We start from the raw sequence: 22,534 nt of genomic DNA, 5'->3' as shown, positions 1-22,534 counted from the left end.
CGCGTAGTAAGCCTTCATTTGCGGCAGCGTGCACGTACCGGGCGCCTTGTCGATCAAGGCCGCGCACGATTGCGCATGTGGAGTAGATAAAGCGCGTCATGCCCACGACAACGTTCCGATTACTACCCGCTGGGAAGCGTCTGATTAGGGATACGGATGCATTTCAGCGCATGCTGCCGGAATCAATGAAATTTGAGAGAAAAAAGGATACGGACTATCTGGAGGTCCAGACCGAAATCGAGGAAGACGAACGCGCCAAATTCATGGTAACCCGTGAGCTTGATCGCCTGTTTTTTCTAACGAGCGTCCGCATTGAAGCGGAAATTTGCACGCGTATGAAGACCTCGGCCGTACGGACTGGATGGTCTATCCACGGGCCAATTCCGGCCGGTACCGAGCGCCAAACATGGACCTACGAGCTGGGGTTACAGCTACGACTTTGGGCGCTTGCCAGTGAGGTACTGGACCCACTCTCAAAGATTATTCTTCTGTATCAGATTATTGAACTTTCACAACCCGTATTCCCACGATACGCAACGGCCAAACAACCACCCGACCCTCTCACGGAATGCAAGTTCCTGAGGCATCTGGTCACCCATGCGGGCAATGTGGAAAACGAGGAACTCAAGAGGTACTGCGATTACCTTGACTTGCCGGCAGTGATGCTTGACCGTTCGGATCCCGCTTACGTCGATCTTCTAAATTCAAGACTGCCGATTCTGGAAACCGAAGCCCAAAAGATTATCCGAAATGTACTGTAATCCGGTGCAGCTTGCTCTTCACTCGCCGCGTGGTCCTCTGCTGATCGCCCGATCTGCCCTTGGCGCTGGGGTGGGCGCCAGCCAGCGGTTCCGCCGCGCCCCGGCGCGGAATTACCAGGCCGTCCAGCCGCCGTCGCTGGTGATGATCTCGCCGGTCATGAACGACGACGCCTCGCTCGCCAGGAATACGCACAGGCCGGCCAGCTCCGCCGGTTCGCCGGTGCGGCGCATCGGCGTGCGGGCGACGATGCCGCCGAGAAATGCTTCGAGCGCCTGCGGCGACCAGGCGCCGACCGATTTGCGCCCAAGCCCGGTGCCCAGATGCCAGCCGGGCGCGATGGCGTTGAAGCGAATGCCGTCCGCCGCGTACTCCACCGCCGCCTGGCGGGTAAAGCCGACCACCGCCCCCTTCGAAGCGGAGTAGTTCGCCGCCACGGCGGGCAGCTCGGCGCTCACGCCCACCAGCGCCGCCACGGACGCGAGGTTGATGACCGAGCCGCGCCCGGTGCGCAGCATCAGCGGCAGGCAGGCGCGCGTCACCAGAAACACGCCGCGCGTGTTGATGGCGTGCAGGCGGTCCCAGTCCGCCACCGGCAGCTCGTGAATGCGCGCCGTGCGCGTGGCGATGCCGGCGTTGTTGACCAGCACGTCGAGCCGGCCCTCGGCCTCCAACTCGCGCGCCAGCGCCGCGACCGACTGTTCGTCGCTCACGTCCACTGCCAGCGCCGCCGCGCCGCCGCCGGCCGCGGTGATGAGGCCGGCCGTCTCCTGCGCCGCGGCGAGTTCCACGTCCGCGCAGCACACGCGCGCCCCGGCCGCCGCCAGCGCCTGCGCGAACACGCGCCCCAGTCCGCCGCCGGCGCCGGTCACCAGCGCCACGCGGCCATCCAGGCGGAACATGTCGAGACTGATGCTCATGGGTCCGCCCCGCTAGTGCGCCGTGAAGCCGCCGTCCACCGGAATGATCGCGCCGGTGATGAAGCTCGCCTCGTCGGACGACAGGAACGCCACCAGGTTGGCGATCTCCACCGGCTGCGCGCCGCGGCCGAGCGGCGTCATCGCCGTCGCCATCTCAACGAACTGCGCGCCGATGCGGTCCACCATCGGCGTCAGCACCAGGCCCGGGCACACCGCGTTGGCGCGGATGCCCTGCTGCGCGTAGGTGACGGCGAGCGTGCGCGTGAGCGAGATCACCGCGCCCTTGGAGGCGCTGTACGAATGCAGGCCCGGCCCGCCGATCAGCCCGCCGACCGATGCGGTGCAGGTGATCACCCCGCCGCCGCCGCGCAACATGCTGTGGATGGCGTGCTTGGCGACCAGGAACACGCCGCGCGTGTTGACCGCCTGGATGCGCTCCCAGTCGTCCAGGCTCAGCGCATCCACGTTGCCGTCGTGGCCTTCCGTGCCGGCGTTGTTGAACAGGATGCGCAGCGGGCCGTGCGCCTGCTCGGCGCGGGTGACGGTGGCGAGCACGCTCGCCTCGTCGGTCACGTCGCAGCGGGAGGCAAAGGCTTGCCCGCCGGCGGCCTCGATCTGCGCCAGCGTCTCCCCGTTGCCGGCCTCGTCCACGTCCGCCAGACACACGCGGGCGCCCTCACTCGCGAGGCGCAGCGCCGTGGCCCGGCCGATGCCATTGGCGGCGCCGGTGACCAGCGCGCTGCGTGCCTCGAAACGTCCTTGCATGGCGTCCTCCTGCCTATCGTGCGTTGTTGTATCGCCGAAGCGAACGACTGTTCAGCCGGCGGGACTATAGCGGAGCGGGGTGGATCGGCAGCCTCCCGACGATGGAGCAGAAACGGCGCCAACCAGCGGCGTGGCTTGACAGACCGGCTTCCAGCAAAATAGCGCCACCCTCGTTGTACCTTTGAGGATCGCCCGCATGAAAAGCATCAAGCTCTCCCGCAAAGGTCAGGTGGTCATCCCGAAAGCATTCCGGAGCCTCCACCACTGGGAGCCCGGCCTCGAATTGATGGTGATCGACACCGGCGACGGGCTGCTTCTGAAGCCCAAGGCTCCCTTTGCGCCATCGGAACTCGCCGAGGTATCTGGCATGTTCAAGGGCAAGGTCAGCCCTAGAACCGATCAGCAAATCAAGACCGCCCTGGCCGAAGATGTGTGCAGCTCGTTGTAGGGCGGATCGCGATCCGCCTTCCGGGGGCTGTGCGGATGGTCGTAGGATGTGCCGACGAAGGAGGCGCATCTGTCGCGGCCAACCTCGATCGATGCGCTTCGTGCCTCAGCGCATCCTACGGCGGGCTGCGGCTCGCTTGGAAAAAGCACAATCAGTAAGGTAGTTCATGTCGCAGCCGTTCTTAAGCGCAAACCCGACAACTGACCAGATGCGGGCACTCGTGAAGTACCTGAGCACGTACCGCGATGGCAGCGGTAACATCAGCGAGAACGACCCCGATAAGAGCACGCGAGCCGATTCACGCCAGATCGAGCGGTGCTTCGCAGAACTGTTCAGCGTGAAGCCGCCAGAAAGCAAGTCGTACTATGACTTCGCGGTCGAAATCAACAAGGGTGGAGGTGTGGTGATCAGCGCCGCTTCGGTGAAGTCGAAGGAAGCCGGGAATCTTCGAGATTTCCGTGACCCGAAGAAGCGAAAGACGCTTCGCGCGTATTTGGAGATTGCGAACGCGAACGCCAAAGACTGGAAGCTTTGCCATGACATGGGTCTTACCGAAAATGACTTCCGGGCGCACAAACATGCATCCAAGTTCGGTGAGGCAATTCTTCAGCGACAGACCGAAGAACGCGCTGCCGCCGTGGCAAAGTTTGAGAAGCACCGCAAGCACTCCGCGCTTCGCGTCGTGGATGACAAGGCGAGCGTGTTCCTGTCAGTGATGTACTCGCCGATGGACAAGAACTACCAGCGTGACTACCTCGTTTCATCGTTTCCGATCATCCTTCCGACGCCGGCACGATGGGAATTCCGAAGCAAGGCGCTGGTGGGTCTCGACAAGGGTCATGGCGTTATCTACGAGTGGTACGCGCTTTCAGGAAGCCAATTCAAGTATTACCCATTGATCAACGACCGCACATACGGCTCGGACTTGTTCCAGTTGATCAAGCCGGCGCAGGAGTCATTGCATCAGAAAGCGGTTCGCATGTTCGGCCACACGTAGGTCGCACCCCGCTCGCGAGGGACGGAAAACTCACGTTTTGAACCAGAGCACTTCCATGCGCTCGGCCTGCTTCTCGACCTTCGGCGGCTTTATCATGATTTTCTTCCAGTCGTGGAGGTGCTTGTCGTAGACCGAGTTCTCGTAGCCCGATAGCACCGCCGGCCCCGGATGGGAGTTAAGGACGTCTAGCATTTCAAGGTGTTCGTCCACGCTCATTTCGTGCGCGTACATCTTCTGAGTCCGCGTTTCCATGAGGTAGGGCGGGTCCGCATAGATCAGAGAATCTTTCGTTGCGAACCGACGCATGACTTCCAAGGCAGGCCGGTTCTCAATTTCGGCGTCCTTGAGCCGTATTGCCATTTCGGCTAGATCGGAAGGCACGCGCTGCCAGCGTACCGACATGCCGCGCGCGGGTTGCTTCGATCCGCGATTTTTCCAGCCGGTCTTTTTGGCAAGGTCCGATGCGTGCGCTTGCCATATCCGAGTGACGAAACGCCGCGCATCTTCTAAAGCATCGCCAGTTTGGATGTGACTCTGGTCGTACTCGTCGCGGCTCCACGGTGTGGTCTCAAGGGCGAAAAGGAAATCGTCGGTCCGATCACGCAGAACGCGGAAGAAGTTGACCACGAGACTGTTCATGTCGTTGATCAACTCGTGCGGGCTCACCGGCTTGGAGAAGAACACGGCACCGGAGCCGAAGTAGGGCTCGACATAGTGAAAGTGGTTCCCGAACAGGTTCGCGATCTCCCGGGCGAGCGACCACTTGCTGCCTGGATACCGAAGGGCCGCGGAGCGCTGCTTCGGCGGCTGCATCGTCTCGCCGTCGAAAAAGTCCTGGGAGTTCGCCATGTTCTTTTCCATGCCTCCGTTCACTATTGATGTTTAAATGTACACTAATATAGGAGCCTCGCGCCGCTTTGTCAGTGCAGGCGATGCAAAACGAGGGCGCTCATTGGAGCATGCGATGGCATCCCCGGCGTAGGGCGGATCGCGATCCGCTGTTCGCGGTCGCCAGATCGAACAAGAGATTCTTGCGGACCGAGCGTCCCGATCACCCTACAACACCTCGCGCCAACGTCTGCCCCTCCAACGCCGCCCACTCCGCGTCATCGAACAACCTCGATCGGCTGTGAAACCGCATGCCCTCCGGCCCCTCCAGCGAGAACATGCCGCCGCGGCCGGGGATGGCGTCGATGATGATCTGGGTGTGTTTCCAGTATTCGTACTGGGCGGCGCCAATGTAGAACGGTTGGCCGCCGATGTCGCCGAGGTACACGTCCTGAGCGCCGATGATGAGGTCGCCGCGTGGGTAGCACATGGGCGAGCTACCGTCGCAGCAGCAGCCTGATTGATGAAACATCAGCTCGCCGTGGCGGGCCTTGAGGCGCTCGATGAGGGCGAGCGCCGCATCGGTGGCCACCACGCGGGCGGGGGCTTCCGTTTCAATCGGCATCAAAAAAATCCCAATGCCTGCTCGCTGTAGCTGACCAGGACGTTCTTGGTCTGCTGGTAGTGGGCCAGCATCATCTTGTGGCATTCGCGGCCGATGCCGGACTGCTTGTAGCCGCCGAAGGCCGCGTGCGCCGGGTACAGGTGGTAGGCGTTGACCCACACGCGGCCGGACTGGATGGCGCGCGCCATGCGGTGGCAGACGTTCTGCTCGCGCGACCACACGGCGGCGCCGAGGCCGTACAGCGTGTCGTTGGCGATGGCGAGGGCTTCTTCCTCGTCCTTGAAGGTGGCGACGGAGACCACGGGGCCGAAGATTTCCTCCTGAAAGATCCGCATGCGGTTGTGGCCCTTGAAGACCGTCGGCTCCACGTAATAGCCGCCGGAAAGTTCCCCATCCAGCGTGCGCTGCGCGCCGCCTGTTAGTACCTGCGCGCCTTCCTGCCGGCCGATGGCGATGTAGGAGAGGATTTTTTCGAGCTGCTCGGGCGAGGACTGGGCGCCGACCATGGTGTCGGTGTCGAGCGGGTCGCCGCCGCGGATGGCGGCCACGCGCTTGAGCGCCCGCTCCATGAAGCGGTCGTAGAGCGATTCCTGGATCAGCGCGCGCGACGGGCAGGTGCAGACCTCGCCCTGGTTGAGCGCGAACATGGCGAAGCCTTCGAGCGCCTTGTCGAAAAAGGCATCGTCGCGGGCGCCGATGTCGTCGAAAAAAATGTTGGGCGACTTGCCGCCGAGCTCCAGCGTCACCGGGATCAGATTGGCGGACGCGTACTGCATGATCAGCCGCCCGGTGGTGGTCTCGCCGGTAAAGGCGATCTTGGCGATGCGCGGGCTCGACGCCAGCGGCTTGCCGGCCTCGACGCCAAAGCCGTTGACCACGTTCACCACGCCCGGCGGCAGCAGGTCCTGCAGCAGTTCCATCAGCACCAGGATCGACACCGGCGTCTGTTCGGCGGGCTTGAGCACCACGCAGTTGCCGGCGGCGAGTGCCGGGGCGAGCTTCCACGTGGCCATCAGCAGCGGGAAGTTCCACGGGATGATCTGCCCGACCACGCCGAGCGGCTCGTGAAAGTGGTAGGCCACGGTGTCGGCGTCGATCTGCGACAGCGCGCCTTCCTGCGCGCGCAGCACGCCGGCGAAGTAGCGCCAGTGGTCCACCGCCAGCGGCAGGTCGGCCGCCAGGCTCTCGCGGATGGGCTTGCCGTTGTCCCAGGTCTCGGCCACGGCGAGCGCTTCGAGGTTCTGCTCCATGCGGTCGGCGATCTTCAGCAGCAGCGCCGCGCGCTCGGCGGGGGCGGTCTTGCCCCAGGCCGTCTTGGCGGCGTGGGCGGCGTCGAGCGCGCGCTCGATGTCGGCGGCGTTCGAGCGCGGAATCTCGCAGTAGGTTTTGCCGGTGACGGGCGTGAGGTTCTCGAAGTACTCGCCGGACGCGGGCGGTACCCACTGCCCGCCGATGAAGTTGGCGTAGCGGGGCTTCAGCGTGACCTTGGCACCCTCGGTGCCGGGGGCGGCGTAACGCATGGCGGATTCCTCCTTCGCTATGGGTATGCTGTGCGCGGCCATCATACCGGCGCCAACACCCCCACCGGAGGCACCATGAAACGCCTGCTGACCGCCCTGTTCTTGTTGATTGCACCGGCCTTTGCGACGGCCGCGGAGCCGCCGGAAATCGGCGCCGCGGCACCGGCCTTCAGCCTGCCGGACCAGGCCGGCAAGACGCACGCGCTGGCCGACTACGCCGGCCGCTGGCTGGTGCTGTATTTCTATCCCAAGGACGACACGCCGGGCTGCACTACGGAGGCGTGCAACTTCCGCGACGACATCGCGCGCATCCGCAAGCTGGGCGCGGAAGTCGTCGGCGTGAGCGTGGACGACGTGGCCTCGCACGCCGCGTTTGCCAAGAAGCACAGCCTGCCGTTCCCGCTGCTGGCGGACGAGGGCGGCGCGGTGGCGGCGTCCTACGGGTCGCTGCGCGATCTGATGGTGATGAAGATGGCCAAGCGCGTGACCTTCATCATCGATCCCAAGGGCCGCGTCGCGCAGCGCTATCTCGAGGTCGACCCCAAGGCCCACGCGGCCGAGGTGGTGGCGGATCTGGAACGCCTGCGGAAAGCCGCCAACTGACGCCGACGTAGGTGACGGCGAGGCAGGGATGCCTCGCGCGGCGGGCTGCCACGGGGCAGCAAGCCCTCTTGCAACGGACTGCTAAGCTTTGCCACCCCGGCATTCGCCGGAAATCCAACGCCAGACGATCGCCCGAGGAGACGACGATGCACGGCCTGATGATGAACTACCCGCTGACGCTGACCTCCATCCTGCGGCGGGCCAAGGACCTGTTCGCGGACGGCGAGATCGCCACGCGCGAGCCAGGCGGCGTGCACCGCTATACCTACGGCGATTTCTACGACCGCGTGCTGCGCCTGATGGGGGCGCTGAAGGCCGCCGGCGTGAAGCCCGGCGACCGCGTGGCGACCTTCGCCTGGAACCGCTACCAGCACCTTGAGCTGTACTTCGCCGTGCCATGCCTGGGCGCGGTGCTGCACACGCTGAACATTCGCCTGTCGACCGACCAGCTCACGTATCTGGTGAACCACGCCGAGGACCGGTTCATCTTTGTCGACGAGTCGCTGGCCGGGCAGCTCGCGCCGCTGCAGGAGCACTGCAAGGGCGTGGAGCGGTTCGTCGTGATGCGCGAGGGCGGCAGCGAGAGCTTCGGCCTGCGCGGCGAGATGGAGTACGAGGATTTCCTCGCCACCGGCACGCCGGTGACGGAACTGCCGGAGCTCGACGAGAACACCGCCTGCGCCATCTGCTACACGTCCGGCACCACCGGCAACCCCAAGGGCGCGCTGTACACGCACCGGGCGCTGTACCTGCACAGCATGGCCGTGGGGCAGGTGGACGTGATGGGCTTCTCGCAGCAGGACAGCGCGCTGGTGTTCGTGCCCATGTTCCACGTCAATGCGTGGGGGCTGCCGTTCGCGGGCGTGATGTTCGGCGGCAAGCTGGTGTTCCCGGGCAGGAACCCGCAGGCCGCGGACGTGGTGGACCTGATCCGCGGGGAGGAAGTGACGTTTGCCGCCGGCGTGCCGACCATCTGGATGATGGTCGACCAGCATTTGCAGCAGCACGGCGGGGGTCTTGGCGTGTTGCAACGCATTGCCTGCGGTGGCTCGGCCGTGCCGTCGGCACTGATGCGCACCTTCGACGAGCGTTACGGCGTGCCCATCGTGCAGCTGTGGGGCATGACCGAGCTGTCGCCGCTCGGCACCGTGTCGCGCAGCAAGCGGCGGCTGCGTAACGCCCCGGTTGAGGAGACCTACCCGGCGCGTCTGAAAGCCGGCATTCCGGTGCCGGGCATCGAGATGCGCATCGAGGGGCCGAACGGCGAAATCCTGCCGCGCGACGGCGAGAGCATCGGCGAGCTCGTGGTGCGCGGGCCGTGGGTGATCAGCAACTATTTCAAGATGGAGGGCTCCGGCAAGTCCTTCACGCCGGACGGCTGGTTCAAGACCGGCGACGTGGCGGCGCTGGACGCCGACGGCTACATGCGCATCGCGGATCGGGTGAAAGATCTGATCAAGTCCGGCGGCGAGTGGATTTCGAGCGTGGACATGGAAAACGCGCTCATGGCCCACCCGGCGGTGGCCGAAGCCGCCGTGGTGGCGCGCCCGGACCCGAAGTGGGACGAGCGGCCGGTGGCGTTTCTGGTGCCGCGGCCGGGCCGCGAGGGCGAGCTCACGCCGCAGGCCGTGCAGGACTATCTGGCCGCCAACGGCGACTTCGCCAAGTGGCAGATTCCGTACACCGAAGACGTGCACCTGATCGACGCCATCCCGCGCACGTCGGTCGGCAAGTTCGACAAGAAGGTGCTGCGCCGGCAGTGGGAGTAGGGCGGGTCAGTCGCCGCTCAGCAGGTAGGCCGCCGTCAGGTTGTCGTACAGCGCGCAGCCGGTGCTGATGAACAGCCGCCACTCGCCCATCGCGGCGCGCGGCGGCTGGGCGAGCAGCGCCAGTAGGTCGGGCGGCGCGGTATCGGCAATCAGGCGGCGCTCGCGCCAGGCGCGCAGGTCGCCGTAGTTCACGGCGTCGGCGGAATCCACCCACAGCGTGGCGCGGCCGGCCCAGGCGTCGGCGAGTTCGCGCTGGCCGGCGGCATCCGCCCCCAGACTCAGCAGCAGCGGCGGCGCGTGCGGCGGCGGGGCGCAGAAGGCGTGTTCGCTGGTGGTGGCGAGCAGCCAGGCATCACTGGCGGGGTCGGCCGACGGCGCCGCACGACATGGCAAGCCGGCGTCGCGCAGCGCCGCTGCGGTGTCCACCGCGCGGCCGGTGTCCATATCGATCAGGTCGATCCGCGTCAGCGGCAGTGCGGCGGCGCAGTAAAGCGCCGCGTAGTAGCCCACCCGGCCGGCACCGACGATGGCGATGCGCCGCGCTTGCGGAGCCAGGGCTGCCAGCGCCAGCGCCGCCACGAGTCCCGTGCGCGCCGACGACAGCAGACAGGCCTCCAAGCGCTCGATCACGCACTGCTCGGCGGGGTCCAGCACCAGCAGCTCGCCGACCGTGATCTGCCCTGGCAGCAATCGCTGGGCGCGGTTGGTGCCGACGATCTTGACTGTCTTGAGCACGCCGCCCGGCCCGCGCCGCACGCAGGGCATCAGGCGAAAATCGCCGCCGCCCCGGTCATCCCGCTGGTCATCCAGCGGATCGTCCAGGACGAGTTTTGGCGGCATCTGCACCTGCGCGCGGCCGGCGGCGAGGTCGGCGAGACAGTCCCGCGCAAACGCGAGGTAGCCGGCCGGATCGGCGGTGAGGCGCCGGTGGACGGTGGCTTCGTCCCAGTGCCGGCAGGGCACCGCGCCCGGCAGCAGCGCCGCCGGCAGCGGCGCGCAACCGTCACCCATCCAGCTTCATCACGCGCCGCGCGTTGCCGGACAGCATCGCCTGCTTCTGCGCCGGCGGCACGGCCAGCGCCGCGATGCTGAACAGCGTGTCGCGGGTGAAATCCTCGCCGCCGGTGCCGTCAAACGGCGCGTCGGTGCCGAACAGCAACCGCTCGGGGCCGAGGAATTCGTAGGCCGCGGCGAGGCCGCCGACCGCGCCCATCAGCGCCGTGTCGCCGTAGAACAGGCGGAAATACTCGTTGGCCGGGCGGGCCAGTTTCTCGGCCGCGGCGCGGATTTCCGGCATGTTCGGCTTGCCGTAGATGGCGTCGATGCGCGCCGAGAAGGCCGGCGCCATGGCCGCCGCGTGGTGGGTGATGATCTTGATGTCCGGGTGGCGGTCGAACAGGCCGTCGAACACCAGGCGCGTCATGGCGGCCGTGGTCTCGTACGGCCATCCGAACACCTGCCAGATCCAGTACTTCGAGTGATCCTCGCCGCGGTAGTCGGGCTGGTTGCCGCCGCGCGCCGGGTGTAGCCACACGGGGTAGTCGTGCTGCGCCATCACGGCGAAGAAATCGCGGAACTCCGGCCGGTCGAGCGGCACGCCGGCGGCGGACGAGTAGATCAGCACGCCCTTCATGCCAAGCTGCGTGAGGCAGCGCTCGGCCTCGCGCGCCATGTGCGCCGGGTTGTTCATGGCGACGATGCCGACCGGGATGAAGCGCCCCGGGTGCTGCGCCGCCATGGCGACGATCTCGTCATTGGCGAGGCACGCGAGTTCCGCCGCTGTGGCGGGATCGCCGATGGCGATTTCGAGCGGCGGCGAGGACAGCGTGATCACCTGCGCGTCCACGCCGTGGCGGTCCATCACGGCCAAACGCGCCGGCAAGTCGGCGAGCTGTGGCATGGATTCGAGCAGGCCGCCGAGGTAATCCGGGCCGGTCATTTTTTGCTTCAGCGCGGTGAAGAACCGCGGCGGCATGACGTGGGTGAAGCAGTCGATTTTCATGTTGTGTCTCCTCGTGTTCTGTGAGTTGCCGCAAGATTCCTTCCGTGGAATTTTTCGGCTCGCTGCGTCGCGGTACCCGCCCGCGACGCGCTCCATCGATCAAGCACTAGCTGTGCTTGATCGATGCGCAGGCCATCCTTGGCCTGCCCGGCGCCAGACGGTGGCCAGCCACGGTTGCCGATGGCGCGGCTGCCCGGCCGGCCGATAGTAATGCTCGATCTCGACAAAGCCGGCGGCGGTGACGTAGGCCCGCCAGCCGTCTAGCGAGTGGTACACGCCGTAGCGCTCGCCCTGCCAGCCGGCCTCATCCTCGCCGCGCGGGTTGCTGGCGAACAGCACGCCGCCAGGCTTGAGCGTGGCGTACAGCGCGCGCAGCACCGCCGGCAAATGCGGGGCCGGCACGTGGAACAGCGACGCATTGGCGAACACGCCGTCGAAGTGCGCGTCAGGTAAATCGAGCGCCACGAAATCCTGCTGCCACACCTCGCAGCCCGAGTGCGTCCGCGCCATGGCGCAGAACTCGGCGGAGCCGTCGAGGCCGATGACGCAGTGCCCAAGCGCCGTGAACGCGATCAGATCGCGCCCCGGCCCGCAGCCGAAGTCGAGCAGCGTGAACGGCGGCTCGCCCGCGATGTGCCGCAGCAGCGCCTCGCGGTTCTGGCTCACGTCGTGGTCACGCGTGCCGTCCCAGAAGGCCTGCGCGTGGCGGTCGTAGTGGCCGAGCGTGCGGCGGCTGGTGGTGGGGGCTTGGTCCGGCATGGCGGGGGCTGGCGTCGCGGCGGGCGGTGAATGTACCTTGCCGGCACGTACCGGCGCCCCGAGCGCCAGGCGAATAAGAACGACAGGAGGAGGAGCGAGCCATGAGCGAGCCGAACCGGCCCTACACCGCCGCGGAATACCTCGACAGCCTGCGCGACGGGCGCGAGGTGTGGATCTACGGCGAGCGCGTCAAGGACGTCACCACGCACCCGGCGTTTCGGAACCCGGCGCGCATGCTGGCGCGGCTTTACGACGCGCTAAACGACCCCACCCAGAACATCGCCGTGCCGACCGACACCGGCAACGGCGGCATCACGCACCCGTTCTTCAAGGTGTCCCGCACGCGCGAGGAACTGATCGCCGCGCGTGACGCCATCGTCGCCTGGGCACGTCTGACCTACGGCTGGATGGGCCGCTCGCCGGACTACAAGGCGAGCTTCATGGTCACGCTCGGGTTCAACCCGGACTACTACGCGCCGTACCAGGACAACGCCCGCCGCTGGTACCGGATGAATCAGGAACGCTGCCCGTTCCTGAACCACGCCATCGTCAATCCGCCCATCGACCGCCAGCGCCCGCCGGAAGAAGTCGCCGACGTGTACGTGCACTGCGAGCGGGAAACCGACGCGGGCATCATCGTGTCCGGCGCCAAGGTGGTGGCGACCGGCTCGGCACTCACGCACTACAACTTTCTCGGCCAGTACGGCCCGACGCCGACCGGCGACCCGCGCTACGCCATCTCCGGCATGGTGAAGATGGACGCGCCGGGCGTGAAGCTGCTCTGCCGCCCGTCCTACGCCTACCAGGCGGAGGTGATGGGCAGCCCGTTCGACTACCCGCTGTCCAGCCGCCTGGACGAGAACGACGCCATCCTGGTGCTGGACAAGGTGCTGATCCCCTGGGAGGACCTGTTCATCTACGGCGACTGCGACAAGGCGGCGCAGTTCCTGCCGGCGTCCGGCTGGGCCAACCGTTTCGCCTTTCACGGCTGCACGCGTCTGGCGGTGAAGTTCGACTTCATCACCGGGCTGCTGATGAAGGCGGTGGAGCTCACCGGCAGCCGCGACTTTCGCGGCGTGCAGGTGGCGATCGGCGAGGCCATCGCCTGGCGCCATCTGTTCTGGTCGTTGTCGGATGCCATGTGCGGCATGCCGGAGCCGGGCCCGAACGGCGCCGTGCAGCCGAACGTGCAGGGCGCGCTCGCGTACCGGGTGATCGCCACCATGGCCTACCCGCGCCTGAAGGAACTGGTCGAGAACGCGGTCGCCAGCGGGCTCATCTACCTCAACTCCCACGCCATCGACTTCAAGGTGCCGGAGCTGCGCGGCTACATCGACAAGTACATCCGCGGCTCCTACGGCCACGACGCCGAGGACCGTGTGAAGACCATGCGCCTGCTGTGGGACGCCATCGGCACCGAGTTCGGCAGCCGGCACGAGCTGTACGAGCGCAACTACGCCGGCAACCACGAGAACATCCGCCTGGAGAACCTGTGGATCGGCCAGGCGCGCGGGCTCGACAAGGAGCTGATGGCGTTCGCCGAGCGCTGCATGGGCGAGTACGACCTCGACGGCTGGACGGTGGGTGACCTCGTCAACCCGACCGACGTGAACCGCTTCATGGGCAAGCGCTGACCGGGCCGCCGGCGTGGGTGGTTCGCTGGTTCCCGGCCGCAGGCTGCGCATGGGCGTTACACACGTGGTGGCGTGCGCCGCACTGGCGTGCGCGTTCGCGGGCCGGCCCGTGGCGGCGGCGCCGAACCTGCTGGTCATCATCGCGGACGATCTGGGCGGCTACTCGGACCTGTCCGCCTTCGGCAGCGAGATACGCACGCCGCACCTCGACGCGCTGGCGCGCAGCGGGCTCGTGTTCAACAGCTTCTACGTGGCGCCAACCTGCTCGCCGACGCGCGCCATGCTGTTCACCGGCGCCGATGCGCACCTGGCCGGGCTCGGCACCATGGACGAGCTGCGTTACGCCTCGCCGGTGCCACCCGGCACGCCAGGCTACGAGGGCTACCTCAACTTCGACGTCGTAACCATTGCCGACGTGCTTCGCGGCGCGGGCTACCGGACCTACCTGTCCGGCAAGTGGCATCTGGGCTACAGCGACGCCAACAACCCCGCCACGCGCGGCTTCGAGCGCAGCTTTGCGCTGCTGGACGGCGCCGCCTCGCATGTCGATCAGGCCGGCATCAAGTCGGACGTGCCGACGGCGCGTTACTGCGAGGATGGGCGCGCGGTCGACCTGCCGGCCGAGTTCAGGTACAGCTCGGATTTCTATGCCGACAAGCTGCTGTCGTATCTGTCGCAGCACGACGCGGCCCGCGCGCCGTTCTTCGCCGTGCTGGCGTTTACCGCGCCGCACTGGCCGCTGCAAGCGCCGCAGGACGAGATCGACGCCTACCGCGGCGTGTACGACGCCGGCTGGGAGGCGGTCCGCGCCCGCCGCGTGGAGAACATGAAACGCCTCGGCCTGATCGACGGCGACAGCATCGACGACGGCCACGAGGCCGGCTGGCGGCGCTGGGCGGATCTGGACCCCGCCACGCAGGAGCGCGAGGCGCGGCTCATGGAAATCTACGCCGCCATGGTCACGCGGCTCGACCGCAACGTCGGCCGGGTGCTGGAGCATCTGCGCGCCACCGGCCTCGACCGCAGCACCTACGTCATGTTCCTGTCCGACAACGGGCCGGAGGGCAACGACCCGCGCGCCGTGCGCGGCATCGGCGGCTGGGTGGACTCGGCGCGTTTCGACAGCCGCGACGAGAACCTCGGCAAGCTCGATTCGTTCGTGTGGCTGGGCCCCGAGTGGGCGCACGTGAGCGCCACGCCCTACCGGTTGCTGAAAGGCTTTCCGAGCGAAGGCGGCATGCGCGTGCCGCTGCTGGTGCGCCGCCCGGTGACGGGCACGGACGGGTCCGGCACGGTGGCGCAGGTGTTCAACGTCACGGACCTCACCGCCACGCTGGCGGCGCTCGGTGGTGTCGAGCACTGGCCCGCGGAGCGCGACGGCCGCGCCATCGCGGCGCTGGCCGGCACGCCGATCGAGCCGATCCTGGGCAAGCCCGCCCGTGCCGACGCCGACAAGGTGGTGGCGCGCGAGCTGTTCGGGCGAAGGTCCCTGCGCCGTGGCGACTGGAAAATTCTGTGGATCGAGCCGCCCAAGGGCGCCGGGCGCTGGCAGCTTTACAACCTCGCGCTGGACCCTGCGGAGGCGAACGATCTGGCCGCCGCCGAGCCGCAGCGCGTGGCCGAACTCGCGGCGCTGTGGGAACGCTACGTGGCGAAAAACAACATCCGCGCCGGCGGTGCCGGCGGCTATGGCAACTGACCGGCGGGCGCTGGCCATCGCGCTGTGCGTGTTCGGCGTCGTCGCGCGCGCGGCGGGCGCCATCTGCACCGACTCATCGCCGTCCGACATGGTCTGGGTGGCCGGCGGCCGGTTCACGATGGGCGGCGAGTTGGCCAGCGCCGATGCCGCCGCGCCGCGGCCGGTGGCCGTGCGCGGTTTCTGGCTCGGCCGGCACGAAGTGAGCAACCGCGAATTCGCGCGCTTCGCCGAGGCCACAGGCTACGTCACGGCGGCCGAACAGGCCGGCGCCGACACGCAAACGCGCGGCTCGTTCGTGTTCCGGCAACTGGAGCGCCTCACGCTCGATTCGACCTGGTGGCGGCTTGAGCCCAGCGCCAACTGGCGCCAGCCGCGCGGCGCGGGCTCGGACTGGTCGGCCATCCCGGATCACCCAGTCGTGCACGTGACGCGCGCCGACGCACTCGCCTACGCGCGCTGGGCCGGCGGCACGCTGCCGACCGAGGCGCAGTGGGAGTACGCCGCCAAGGTCGGCCAACGCGGCGCCAACACGCACGTCGCCAACACCTGGCAGGGCGAGTTCCCGCTGCACGACAGCGCCGCCGACGGCCACGCCGGCACCGCGCCGGTTGGCTCCTACCCGCCCGATGCGCTGGGTCTTGCCGACATGCTCGGCAACGTGTGGGAGCTCACGCGCACTGTGGACACGAGCGGCCAACGCGCCGTGATCAAGGGCGGCTCCTTCCTGTGCAACGCGCGCTTCTGCAACAGCGCGCGGCCCGACGCCCGCCAGTGGCAGGACGTGGAGACGTCGGCATCGCACGTCGGATTTCGGCTGGCGCGGGAGCGCTGTCCTTAATGTTTGAGGGATGCACGGCAGACACTTCGCCGGCCCGGCTTACACGCGCGCCTTGCGGTTAACCCCCCGTTGGCGGCGGCAGCAAGGGCGCCGGGTCGATCGGCGTGCCGCGCAGGCGAATCTCGAAGTGCAGCAGGCCGCCGCCGTCGCCGGGGCTGCCCATGCTGGCGATGGGCTGGCCCTGCGTGACGGCGGCGCCCTCGGCGACATCGATGCGCTGCAGGTGCCCGTAGGCGGAAAGGTAATCCGGCGTGTGCTTCACGATGAGCAGGTTGCCGTATTGGCGCAGGCCGTTACCAGCGTAGACCACCGTGCCGGCGGCGGCGGCACGGATTGGTTGGCCAAGCTGACCCGCAATGTCGAGCCCCTTGTTGCCGCCGTGGGCGTTGTCATAACCGCGCACGGTGCGGCCTGATGTCGGCCATGCCCAGCCGCCCGGCGGCGCGTCCGGAAGGCCGGCGGTCTGTCCGCCGCCGCTGCCGGGCAGGCGCAGGCTCTGGCCGGGGTAGATCGTGTACGGCGCCCGGATGCCGTTGAGGCGCGCCAGGGTCTCGTAGTCGGTGCCATGGCGGCGGGCGATGGCGGCCAGTGTCTCGCCGCGCTGCACCTGATGCACCGCCGCGTCTGACGCCACACCCGCGGGTGGTGGCGCTGTCGGGCGCGCGGGGCGCCCGGCGCAGCCGCCGAGCGTGAGGGCGAGGCCGAGCGCGACGGCCGCGGCCGCCGCCGGGCCGATCCACACCAGTCGCGCGGACGAAGGAGACTCAGCTGCGCCCGCGGCGCAGGGGCACGAAGTGCGCATCCCCCAGGCGTTCCTCGTGCAGGCCGTCCGCGGTGCGCGTGAAGCGCCGCAGCGCCTGTTCGCGGGCGCCGACCGGCGCGATCAGGCGCCCACCCTCGGCCAGTTGCTCGAACAGCTTCGGCGACAGCGTGGCCGCGGCGGCGGTGACGAGAATGCCGTCGTACGGCCCCTTGTCCGGCAGGCCCTGGCCGCCGTCGCCGACCACCAGCGCCACGTTGCGCACGCCAATGTCGCGCAGGATGCGGCGCGTGCGGGCGGCGAGTGCGGCGATGCGCTCGATGCTGACGACTTCCGGCACCAGCGCCGCCAGCACGGCGGTCTGGTAGCCGGATCCGGTGCCGATTTCGAGCACCCGGCGCAGCGGCGGGCCCTGCAGCAGCGCCGTGGTCATCTGCGCCACGGTGAGCGGCTGCGAGATGGTCTGGCCGTGGCCGATGGGCAGCGACACGTTGTCGTAGGCGCGGCTCGCCAGCGCTTCCTCGACGAACAGGTGCCGCGGCACCTGGCGCATCACGTCCAGCACGCGCGCGTCGAGCGGCGCGAGCTGCTCCAGCGTCTCGACCAGCCGATCGCGCGTGCGCTGCGAGGTCATGCCGATGCCGGCGGCGTGGCGACCGGGGTCGGTGCTAAACGAGTGGCTCATTGCAGGGAAAACCGGCGGTCTTGGCAGCAAAACGGGGCAAGCCCCCGGTGGAGCTTGCCCCGTGTGGAATTGGTCGGGACGAGAGGATTTGAACCTCCGACCACTTGACCCCCAGTCAAGTGCGCTACCAGGCTGCGCCACGCCCCGAAAAAGCCGTTCGATGCGGTGCCGCGCATCAGACCTTCAAAATCGCCAGAACCTCTTCGAGTTCCTGCCGCATCTGGCGCACCAGTTGCGCCGTGCGGTCCGTGTCCTGGCGGCCGGTTTCACCGCTCAGGCGCAGTCGCGCGCCGCTGATGGTGAAGCCCTGTTCATACAGCAGGCTGCGAATCTGCCGGATCAGAATCACGTCCTGCCGCTGGTAATAACGCCGGTTGCCGGTGCGCTTGGCCGGCGTCAGTTCCGGGAATTCCTGCTCCCAGTAGCGCAGCACGTGCGGGCGCACCGCGCACAGTTCGCTGACCTCACCGATGCTGAAATAGCGCTTGCCCGGAATGGCGGGCAGCTGGTCATTCTGCGACGGTTCCAGCATAGGTATCGACGCGGCGCTTGAGCTGCTGACCGGGCTTGAACGTTACCACACGGCGTGCGGTGATAGGAATTTCCTGGCCGGTCTTTGGGTTGCGGCCGGGGCGCTGGCTCTTCTGGCGCAGGTTGAAATTGCCGAAGCCGGACAGCTTCACGCCCTCGCCGCGGCCGAGCGCGGCGCGCATGTGATCGAAAAACGACTCCACGATCTGCCGCGCCTCGCGCTTGTTCACGCCAAGCTCGCTGCACAGCCGTTCGGCCATCTCGGCCTTGGTCAGGGTGTGGCTCATGTCAGTCCCGCAGGTGTGCCTGGTGGGCTTCGGCCAGCGCGTGCAGCACGCGGGTGATCAGCGGATCCACGTCGGCATCGGTGAGTGTGCGTTCGGTCGCCGCAAGGGTAATGCCAAGCGCCACGCTCTTGCAGCCCGCCGGTACCCCCGCGCCTTGATACACATCGAAAACCAGGATGTCCTGCACGGGCGCTTCGGCAAAAGCGCTGCGGGCCGTGGCGAGGATGTCCGCCACCTGCACTGATTGCGGCAGCACCACCGCAATGTCGCGCCGCACGGACGGAAAACGCGACACCTCGGCATAGGCGGGGACGCGGCCGGCACTGAGCGCGGCAAGTTCGATCTCGAACAGCAGAGGCGAATCGTCGAGACCGAGTTCGGTTTCAAGCTGGGGGTGCAGGCGCCCGAGCCAGCCAATGGCTTGGCCACCCCGCCGCAGGCAAGCGCTCTGGCCCGGATGCAGCGCCGGGTGCTCGGCGGGCTCGACGGTGAAGTCGCCCGCGCAACCGGTGCTCGCCAGCAGGGCCTCGACGTCGGCCTTGAGGTCGAAGAAGTCGACCAGCGTCGCCGAAACACCCCACTGCTCGGGACTGCGCGGACCGGCGATGAGGCCGGCGACAGCACCGGCCTGATCCAGCCCGCTGGCGGTCTCGATGAACCGCAGCCCGACCTCGAACAGCCGCACCCGCGCCGCCTGACGATTGGCGTTGTGTGCGTAGGCCTGCAACAGGCCCGGCCACAGGCTGGTGCGCATCACGGCCAGTTCCGCTGAAAGCGGGTTGGCGAGCGCCAGCGGCTTGCGGGCGGGGTCTACCAGAGCCTGCAACTTCGGCTCGACGAAACTGTAGGTAATCGCCTCCTGGTAGCCGCGATCGACCAACGCCAGCGTCAGGCGCTGCCGCGACACGCGGTCATCGCTCGCAGACGGGAAGTTGCCGCGCGGCGCCGGGCGCACGGCCGGCAGCGTCTCGTAACCGCGCACGCGCGCGAGTTCTTCGATGAGGTCTTCCTCGATGGCGAGATCGAAACGCCGGCTGGGTGGGGTGACCTGCCAGATGCCAGCGGCCTCCTGTGTCAGCGCGCAACCGAGTCGGCTCAGGATCGATTCGATTTCATCGTCGGCGAGCGCGCAGCCCAGCACCTGCGCCACGCGCGCCGCGCGCAGGCGGATGGCCGGCGCGGCGGGCAGGTCCGCCTCGGAACACGCCTCGACCACCGGCCCCGGCACGCCGCCGCACAGATCGATCAGCAACTGCGTGGCGCGCTCGATCGCCAGGCGCTGCACGTGCGGGTCGACCCCGCGCTCGAAGCGCTGCGAGGCATCGGTCTGCAAACCGAGTCGCCGCGCCCGCCCGGCCATCGCCCGCGGCGCGAAGAACGCGCTTTCCAGCAGCACGCTGCGCGTGGCGTCGCCCACCGCGGACTCGGCGCCGCCCATGATGCCGGCCGCCGCCAGTGGCCGCGCGGCGTCGCAGATCAGCAGCAGGTCGGGATCGGCCTCGATGTCCTGGCCGTTCAGCAGGCGCAGTTTTTCGCCGGCGTTAGCCTGTCGGACGACGATTTCGGTGCCGACGCGATCCAGATCGAACGCGTGCAGCGGCTGGCCGAGTTCGAGCAGCACGAGGTTGGTGATGTCGACCACCGGCCCCAGGCTGCGCAGGCCGGCGCGGCGCAGGCGCTCCTGCAGCCACAGCGGGCTTGGCGCCTGCACGTTGACGTTGTCGACCACCCGGCACAGGTAACGCGGGCAGGCAGCGGGCGCGTCGAGACGCACGGCGAGCTGCCGGTCGCTCGCCGCCGGCACGGGCCGAGTGTCCGGCGCCGTGAGCGGCGTGTCGGTCAGCGCCGCAAGCTCGCGCGCGAGGCCGGACAGACCCAGGCAATCGCCGCGGTTCGGCGTGAGCTCGACCTCGATGACCTGGTCGTCGAGTTGCAGGTAATCCCGCAGCGGCGTGCCGATCGGCGCGTCGTCCGGCAACTCCAGCAGACCGGCCTGCCCCTCGCCGAGACCGAGCTCCTGCGACGAACACAGCATCCCCTCGGACGGCTCGCCGCGAATCTTGCTTTTCTTGATGTGCAGTCCGCCCGGCAGCCGGGCACCGACGCCCGCCAGCGGCACGCACAGGTCCGGCCGCGCGTTCGGCGCGCCGCAGACGATGCCGATCAGCGGCTCGCCGATCGCGGCCTCGACCTCGCACAGGCGCAGGCGATCGGCGTCCGGGTGCGGGCGGGTGCTGACGATGCGCGCGACCACGACATCATCGAACGCCCCCGCCACGGGCTCGATGGCACCGACCTCGATGCCGGCCATGGTCAGGCGCTCGGCAATGCCGGCGGTGTCGAGCGGCGGGTTGCACCACTCGCGTAGCCAGGATTCGCTGACTCGCATAAGACGGCCGCCTAGTTGAACTGGCGCAGAAAGCGCAGGTCGTTGTCGAAAAACAGGCGCAGGTCGCCGATGCGGTACTGCAGCATGGCCAGGCGCTCCACGCCCATGCCGAAGGCAAAGCCGGTGTAGCGCTCCGCATCCACGCCGACGTTGCGCAGCACGTTCGGGTGCACCATGCCGCAGCCGAGCACCTCCAGCCAGCCGGTGTGCTTGCACACGCGGCAGCCGGCGCCGTCGCAGATCACGCAGCCGATGTCGGCCTCCGCCGATGGCTCCGTGAACGGAAAGAACGACGGCCGGAAGCGGATCGGCAAGTCCTCGCGCCCGAAGAACTGGCGCAGGAACTCGATCAGGATGCCCTTCAGGTGCGCGAAGCTGACGCCCTCGTCCACCATCAGCCCTTCCACCTGATGGAACATCGGCGTGTGGGTGAGGTCGGAGTCGCGCCGGTAGACGCGGCCCGGCGCGATCAGCTGCACCGGCGGGCGGCTGCGCTCCAGCGTGCGGATCTGCACCGGCGAGGTGTGCGTGCGCAGCAACAGGCCCGACGGCAGGTAGAACGTGTCGTGCATGGCCCGCGCCGGGTGATCGGCCGGGATGTTGAGGGCACCGAAGTTGTGGAAATCGTCCTCGATCTCCGGCCCTTCCTCGACGTCGAAACCGATGCCGCGGAACAGCGCCTCGATGCGCGCAAGCGTGCGCGTGACCGGATGCAGTCCGCCCGGCTGCTCGCCGCGGCCGGGCAGGGTGACGTCGACGCGCTCGGTCTCCAGCCGCGCGATCAGCGCCGCCTCGCGCAGCACCGTGCGCCGCGACTCGACGGCGGCTTCGAGCGCCTGCTTCGCGACGTTCACCGCCTTGCCGAACTCGCGCCGCTCGTCGGGCGGCAGTTGCGGCAGGCCGCGCAGCAGCTCGGTCACGGCGCCCTTCTGGCCCAGATACGCCACGCGCAACTGCTCCAGCGCGGCCTCGTCGTGACAGGCCGCGATGGCACGCCTGGCGTCTTCGGCAAGCTGCTGCGGGTCTTGGGTCATGATCTCGTCGACACAAAAAAAGGGCAGACCAGGCTGCCCTTTGTTCGGCGCACGAAGCGCTAGGCGGGCGTCAGCTCGCCAGCGCCGCGCGTGCCTGCTCGGCCAGCGCGCCGAAGGCGGCGGCGTCATGGATGGCCAGGTCCGCCAGCATCTTGCGGTCCACCTCGATGCCGGCCTTGTGCAGGCCGTTCATGAACACGCTGTAGGACAGGCCGCACTCGCGGGCGCCGGCGTTGATGCGCACGATCCACAGCGCGCGGAACTGGCGCTTGCGCTGACGGCGGTCGCGGTAGGCGTACTGACCGGCCTTGATGACGGCCTGGTTGGCGACGCGGAACACGCGGCTGCGGGCACCGTAGTAACCCTTGGCCTGGTTCAGGACCTTCTTGTGGCGGGCGTGGGCGATGACGCCGCGTTTGACTCTTGGCATGGCTCGGGACTCGTGAAAACAGCGCGATCAGGCGTGCGGCAGCATCTGGCGCACGGCCGGCGTGTCGGACGCGCACACCAGCGTGGTGCCATTCAGGCCGCGCTTACGCTTGGAACTCTTCTTGGTGAGGATGTGGCGCAGGTGCGAGTGGCTGCACTTGAACGCCCCCGAGCCGGTTTTCTTGAACCGCTTGGCGGCGCCGCGGTTGGTTTTCAGCTTGGGCACGGTTGATTACTCCTGAATACTGCCTGT

General features: G+C 67.9%; 24 protein-coding genes and 1 tRNA gene. 8 read left to right on the top strand and 17 right to left on the bottom strand.

Features of this window, described 5'->3' with window-relative positions; genetic code table 11:
• Positions 1-98: 98 nt before the first annotated feature.
• Positions 99-761 (top strand): hypothetical protein, encoded by a 663-nt coding sequence (locus AB7F93_RS03075; protein WP_428301415.1) that lies wholly within the window; start codon positions 99-101, stop codon positions 759-761.
• 111 nt (positions 762-872) lie between these two features.
• On the opposite strand, the gene AB7F93_RS03070 is transcribed toward AB7F93_RS03075, so the two are convergent.
• Entirely contained in the window at positions 873-1,679 is an 807-nt protein-coding gene (locus tag AB7F93_RS03070; protein ID WP_428301414.1) for an SDR family NAD(P)-dependent oxidoreductase, read from the bottom strand.
• Positions 1,680-1,691: 12 nt separating this feature from the next.
• Positions 1,692-2,444, bottom strand: coding sequence for an SDR family NAD(P)-dependent oxidoreductase (locus AB7F93_RS03065; RefSeq protein ID WP_428301413.1), 753 nt, complete (start codon positions 2,442-2,444; stop codon positions 1,692-1,694).
• 196 nt (positions 2,445-2,640) lie between these two features.
• On the opposite strand from AB7F93_RS03065, the gene AB7F93_RS03060 reads away from it, so the two are divergent.
• Together AB7F93_RS03060 and AB7F93_RS03055 are read left to right on the top strand one after the other, a co-directional pair.
• Entirely contained in the window at positions 2,641-2,892 is a 252-nt protein-coding gene (locus AB7F93_RS03060) for an AbrB/MazE/SpoVT family DNA-binding domain-containing protein (RefSeq protein WP_428301412.1), read from the top strand.
• Between the two features lie 166 nt (positions 2,893-3,058).
• A complete protein-coding gene (locus tag AB7F93_RS03055; RefSeq protein ID WP_428301411.1) occupies positions 3,059-3,889 on the top strand; it encodes a hypothetical protein in 831 nt (276 codons plus the stop codon).
• Between the two features lie 30 nt (positions 3,890-3,919).
• Here the strand turns inward: AB7F93_RS03055 and AB7F93_RS03050 are convergent, their stop codons facing one another.
• The 3 genes from AB7F93_RS03050 to adh form a co-directional block, all read right to left on the bottom strand.
• Positions 3,920-4,750: a DNA adenine methylase gene (locus tag AB7F93_RS03050; protein WP_428301410.1), complete on the bottom strand. Its 831-nt coding sequence runs from the start codon at positions 4,748-4,750 to the stop codon at positions 3,920-3,922.
• 190 nt (positions 4,751-4,940) lie between these two features.
• Positions 4,941-5,342 (bottom strand): DUF779 domain-containing protein, encoded by a 402-nt coding sequence (locus AB7F93_RS03045; RefSeq protein WP_428301409.1) that lies wholly within the window; start codon positions 5,340-5,342, stop codon positions 4,941-4,943.
• Entirely contained in the window at positions 5,342-6,862 is a 1,521-nt protein-coding gene (gene adh / locus AB7F93_RS03040; protein ID WP_428301408.1) for an aldehyde dehydrogenase, read from the bottom strand. The genes AB7F93_RS03045 and adh overlap by 1 nt, the downstream gene beginning before the upstream one ends.
• 75 nt (positions 6,863-6,937) lie before the next feature.
• Here adh and AB7F93_RS03035 point away from each other — a divergent pair, with 75 nt between their 5' ends.
• Together AB7F93_RS03035 and AB7F93_RS03030 are read left to right on the top strand one after the other, a co-directional pair.
• Positions 6,938-7,465: a peroxiredoxin gene (locus tag AB7F93_RS03035; RefSeq protein WP_428301407.1), complete on the top strand. Its 528-nt coding sequence runs from the start codon at positions 6,938-6,940 to the stop codon at positions 7,463-7,465.
• Between the two features lie 146 nt (positions 7,466-7,611).
• The gene (locus tag AB7F93_RS03030; RefSeq protein ID WP_428301406.1) at positions 7,612-9,234 is read left to right on the top strand and encodes a long-chain fatty acid--CoA ligase; all 1,623 of its coding nucleotides are present in this window, start codon (positions 7,612-7,614) and stop codon (positions 9,232-9,234) included.
• Positions 9,235-9,240: 6 nt separating this feature from the next.
• Here the strand turns inward: AB7F93_RS03030 and AB7F93_RS03025 are convergent, their stop codons facing one another.
• The 3 genes from AB7F93_RS03025 to AB7F93_RS03015 all read right to left on the bottom strand — a co-directional run bounded on the left by AB7F93_RS03025 (position 9,241) and on the right by AB7F93_RS03015 (position 11,995).
• Positions 9,241-10,245 carry a hypothetical protein gene (locus AB7F93_RS03025; protein ID WP_428301405.1) on the bottom strand — a complete coding sequence of 335 codons (1,005 nt, stop codon included), beginning with the start codon at positions 10,243-10,245 and terminating at the stop codon, positions 9,241-9,243.
• On the bottom strand, positions 10,238-11,236 hold the full coding sequence (locus tag AB7F93_RS03020; protein ID WP_428301404.1) for an amidohydrolase family protein: 999 nt from the start codon (positions 11,234-11,236) through the stop codon (positions 10,238-10,240). The genes AB7F93_RS03025 and AB7F93_RS03020 overlap by 8 nt, the downstream gene beginning before the upstream one ends.
• Before the next feature lie 99 nt (positions 11,237-11,335).
• Complete coding sequence (locus tag AB7F93_RS03015) at positions 11,336-11,995, bottom strand: class I SAM-dependent DNA methyltransferase (RefSeq protein WP_428301403.1); 660 nt, start codon at positions 11,993-11,995, stop codon at positions 11,336-11,338.
• A 101-nt stretch (positions 11,996-12,096) separates the two neighbouring features.
• Between AB7F93_RS03015 and AB7F93_RS03010 the strand changes: the two genes are divergently transcribed.
• The 3 genes from AB7F93_RS03010 to AB7F93_RS03000 are packed head-to-tail and all read left to right on the top strand — an operon-like array spanning position 12,097 to position 16,166.
• Positions 12,097-13,629, top strand: coding sequence for a 4-hydroxyphenylacetate 3-hydroxylase N-terminal domain-containing protein (locus tag AB7F93_RS03010; RefSeq protein ID WP_428301402.1), 1,533 nt, complete (start codon positions 12,097-12,099; stop codon positions 13,627-13,629).
• 49 nt (positions 13,630-13,678) lie between these two features.
• The gene (locus AB7F93_RS03005; protein WP_428301401.1) at positions 13,679-15,328 is read left to right on the top strand and encodes an arylsulfatase; all 1,650 of its coding nucleotides are present in this window, start codon (positions 13,679-13,681) and stop codon (positions 15,326-15,328) included.
• A complete protein-coding gene (locus AB7F93_RS03000; protein ID WP_428301400.1) occupies positions 15,318-16,166 on the top strand; it encodes an SUMF1/EgtB/PvdO family nonheme iron enzyme in 849 nt (282 codons plus the stop codon). Before AB7F93_RS03005 ends, AB7F93_RS03000 begins: the two co-directional genes overlap by 11 nt.
• Positions 16,167-16,224: 58 nt before the next feature.
• Here AB7F93_RS03000 and AB7F93_RS02995 read toward each other — a convergent pair whose 3' ends face one another.
• The 9 genes from AB7F93_RS02995 to rpmI all read right to left on the bottom strand — a co-directional run bounded on the left by AB7F93_RS02995 (position 16,225) and on the right by rpmI (position 22,507).
• Positions 16,225-16,908: a peptidoglycan DD-metalloendopeptidase family protein gene (locus tag AB7F93_RS02995; protein ID WP_428301399.1), complete on the bottom strand. Its 684-nt coding sequence runs from the start codon at positions 16,906-16,908 to the stop codon at positions 16,225-16,227.
• 22 nt (positions 16,909-16,930) lie between these two features.
• On the bottom strand, positions 16,931-17,611 hold the full coding sequence (locus AB7F93_RS02990) for a protein-L-isoaspartate(D-aspartate) O-methyltransferase (RefSeq protein ID WP_428301398.1): 681 nt from the start codon (positions 17,609-17,611) through the stop codon (positions 16,931-16,933).
• Positions 17,612-17,681: 70 nt separating this feature from the next.
• Positions 17,682-17,758 (bottom strand) — tRNA-Pro (locus AB7F93_RS02985).
• 28 nt (positions 17,759-17,786) lie between these two features.
• A complete protein-coding gene (locus tag AB7F93_RS02980; protein ID WP_428301397.1) occupies positions 17,787-18,143 on the bottom strand; it encodes a MerR family transcriptional regulator in 357 nt (118 codons plus the stop codon).
• Positions 18,121-18,429 (bottom strand): integration host factor subunit alpha, encoded by a 309-nt coding sequence (locus tag AB7F93_RS02975; protein WP_428301396.1) that lies wholly within the window; start codon positions 18,427-18,429, stop codon positions 18,121-18,123. Before AB7F93_RS02975 ends, AB7F93_RS02980 begins: the two co-directional genes overlap by 23 nt.
• Position 18,430: 1 nt before the next feature.
• On the bottom strand, positions 18,431-20,818 hold the full coding sequence (gene pheT, locus AB7F93_RS02970; protein ID WP_428301395.1) for a phenylalanine--tRNA ligase subunit beta: 2,388 nt from the start codon (positions 20,816-20,818) through the stop codon (positions 18,431-18,433).
• A gap of 11 nt (positions 20,819-20,829) precedes the next feature.
• Complete coding sequence (gene pheS, locus AB7F93_RS02965; RefSeq protein ID WP_428301394.1) at positions 20,830-21,852, bottom strand: phenylalanine--tRNA ligase subunit alpha; 1,023 nt, start codon at positions 21,850-21,852, stop codon at positions 20,830-20,832.
• A 70-nt stretch (positions 21,853-21,922) separates the two neighbouring features.
• Entirely contained in the window at positions 21,923-22,282 is a 360-nt protein-coding gene (rplT, locus tag AB7F93_RS02960; RefSeq protein WP_428301393.1) for a 50S ribosomal protein L20, read from the bottom strand.
• Between the two features lie 27 nt (positions 22,283-22,309).
• Entirely contained in the window at positions 22,310-22,507 is a 198-nt protein-coding gene (gene rpmI, locus AB7F93_RS02955) for a 50S ribosomal protein L35 (protein WP_428301392.1), read from the bottom strand.
• Positions 22,508-22,534 lie beyond the last annotated feature (27 nt).

Origin of the sequence: Immundisolibacter sp. (genome assembly GCF_050250495.1) — a bacterium.
Lineage (GTDB): Bacteria > Pseudomonadota > Gammaproteobacteria > Immundisolibacterales > Immundisolibacteraceae > Immundisolibacter.
Note: the sequence above shows the minus strand (reverse complement) of the source record. Positions and strands in the feature narration are given on the sequence as shown.

Coding starts and splice junctions, on each gene's coding strand:
- AB7F93_RS03075 (WP_428301415.1), top strand. CDS start 99: ATGCCCACGACAACGTTCCGATTACTACCCGCTGGGAAGCGTCTGATT.
- AB7F93_RS03070 (WP_428301414.1), bottom strand. CDS start 1,679: ATGAGCATCAGTCTCGACATGTTCCGCCTGGATGGCCGCGTGGCGCTG.
- AB7F93_RS03065 (WP_428301413.1), bottom strand. CDS start 2,444: ATGCAAGGACGTTTCGAGGCACGCAGCGCGCTGGTCACCGGCGCCGCC.
- AB7F93_RS03060 (WP_428301412.1), top strand. CDS start 2,641: ATGAAAAGCATCAAGCTCTCCCGCAAAGGTCAGGTGGTCATCCCGAAA.
- AB7F93_RS03055 (WP_428301411.1), top strand. CDS start 3,059: ATGTCGCAGCCGTTCTTAAGCGCAAACCCGACAACTGACCAGATGCGG.
- AB7F93_RS03050 (WP_428301410.1), bottom strand. CDS start 4,750: ATGGAAAAGAACATGGCGAACTCCCAGGACTTTTTCGACGGCGAGACG.
- AB7F93_RS03045 (WP_428301409.1), bottom strand. CDS start 5,342: ATGCCGATTGAAACGGAAGCCCCCGCCCGCGTGGTGGCCACCGATGCG.
- adh (WP_428301408.1), bottom strand. CDS start 6,862: ATGCGTTACGCCGCCCCCGGCACCGAGGGTGCCAAGGTCACGCTGAAG.
- AB7F93_RS03035 (WP_428301407.1), top strand. CDS start 6,938: ATGAAACGCCTGCTGACCGCCCTGTTCTTGTTGATTGCACCGGCCTTT.
- AB7F93_RS03030 (WP_428301406.1), top strand. CDS start 7,612: ATGCACGGCCTGATGATGAACTACCCGCTGACGCTGACCTCCATCCTG.
- AB7F93_RS03025 (WP_428301405.1), bottom strand. CDS start 10,245: ATGGGTGACGGTTGCGCGCCGCTGCCGGCGGCGCTGCTGCCGGGCGCG.
- AB7F93_RS03020 (WP_428301404.1), bottom strand. CDS start 11,236: ATGAAAATCGACTGCTTCACCCACGTCATGCCGCCGCGGTTCTTCACC.
- AB7F93_RS03015 (WP_428301403.1), bottom strand. CDS start 11,995: ATGCCGGACCAAGCCCCCACCACCAGCCGCCGCACGCTCGGCCACTAC.
- AB7F93_RS03010 (WP_428301402.1), top strand. CDS start 12,097: ATGAGCGAGCCGAACCGGCCCTACACCGCCGCGGAATACCTCGACAGC.
- AB7F93_RS03005 (WP_428301401.1), top strand. CDS start 13,679: ATGGGCGTTACACACGTGGTGGCGTGCGCCGCACTGGCGTGCGCGTTC.
- AB7F93_RS03000 (WP_428301400.1), top strand. CDS start 15,318: ATGGCAACTGACCGGCGGGCGCTGGCCATCGCGCTGTGCGTGTTCGGC.
- AB7F93_RS02990 (WP_428301398.1), bottom strand. CDS start 17,611: ATGAGCCACTCGTTTAGCACCGACCCCGGTCGCCACGCCGCCGGCATC.
- AB7F93_RS02980 (WP_428301397.1), bottom strand. CDS start 18,143: ATGCTGGAACCGTCGCAGAATGACCAGCTGCCCGCCATTCCGGGCAAG.
- AB7F93_RS02975 (WP_428301396.1), bottom strand. CDS start 18,429: ATGAGCCACACCCTGACCAAGGCCGAGATGGCCGAACGGCTGTGCAGC.
- pheT (WP_428301395.1), bottom strand. CDS start 20,818: ATGCGAGTCAGCGAATCCTGGCTACGCGAGTGGTGCAACCCGCCGCTC.
- pheS (WP_428301394.1), bottom strand. CDS start 21,852: ATGACCCAAGACCCGCAGCAGCTTGCCGAAGACGCCAGGCGTGCCATC.
- rplT (WP_428301393.1), bottom strand. CDS start 22,282: ATGCCAAGAGTCAAACGCGGCGTCATCGCCCACGCCCGCCACAAGAAG.